This window comes from Mycobacterium sp. E2733, from assembly GCF_001667585.1.
Taxonomy (GTDB): Bacteria; Actinomycetota; Actinomycetes; order Mycobacteriales; family Mycobacteriaceae; genus Mycobacterium.
Genome location: NZ_LZJZ01000039.1, coordinates 1 through 893 on the forward strand (window position 1 = coordinate 1; position 893 = coordinate 893).

At 69.2% G+C, this 893-nt stretch carries 1 protein-coding gene and 1 pseudogene; one reads left to right on the plus strand and one right to left on the minus strand.

Going from position 1 to position 893, the window contains the following annotated elements; genetic code table 11:
* Positions 1 to 294, plus strand: a pseudogene (locus A5678_RS09145) (hypothetical protein); the annotation flags it as partial.
* A gap of 4 nt (positions 295 to 298) precedes the next feature.
* On the opposite strand, the gene A5678_RS09150 reads toward A5678_RS09145, so the two are convergent.
* Positions 299 to 893 (minus strand): VWA domain-containing protein (locus tag A5678_RS09150; RefSeq protein WP_156746827.1); only part of this gene is annotated, 595 nt, incomplete at its 5' end.

The window sequence follows — 893 nt, forward strand, 5'->3', positions numbered from 1 at the left end:
ATCTCGACGATCTCGTTCGGCACCAAGACCGGCGAGATCGAGATGGACGGGAAGCGGGTGGCCGTCCCGGTCTCGACCGACCAGATGAAGATGATCGCCAAGCTGTCCGGCGGGCAGTCCTACACGGCCAGCAACGTCGACGAGCTGTCCAAGAGCTACAACGCCATCGAGAAGGACATCGGCTACCGCACGGTGCCGGGGCCGGGCAGCGCCGGGTGGTTGCGCCTGGGCGTCATCACCGCGCTGATCGCGACGGCGCTGGCGCTGCGGATCAACCGGCGGCTCCCGGTCTGACCGCTCAGGACGGCAGCCGGCGGTTCAGCAACAGCCCGGCCAAGATGGCGCCGGCCATCGCGACGGCCCCCAGCAGCATCCACGCCAGGCTGGCGTCGCCCTTGACGGTCTCGTAGCCGATCTGGCGCTGCAGGGTCGCGTAGACGTTCTTCAGCGACTCGAGGCTGTCCGCGTGGAACGACTGGCCGTCGGTGATTTCGCAGATCTTCTGCAGGGTCTGGTCGGTCGAGACCGGGACGGCCACCCGCTTCCCGTCCATCTCGATCTCGCCGGTCTTGGTGCCGAACGAGATCGTCGAGATGGGCACCCCCTCGTCGCGGGCAAGCCGCGCCGCGGTGTAGGCCCCGTCATGCGGATCGCTGGGGTTGGACGGCTTGTTCTCCTTGCCGTCGGAGAGCAGGACGATGCGGGCCGGCGGCGGGGTGTCGCCCCCGGTGATCGCGTTGGCGCTCACCGCGTGCAGGGCGGTGAAGATGGCCTCGCCGGTGGCCGTGCTGTCGGCGAAGTCGAGCTTCTTCAGGGCGTCGATGGTCGCCTGGTGCTGCGGGGTCGGCGGCACCAGCAGGTACGGCGTGCCCGCGAAGCCGACCAGCCCGAGG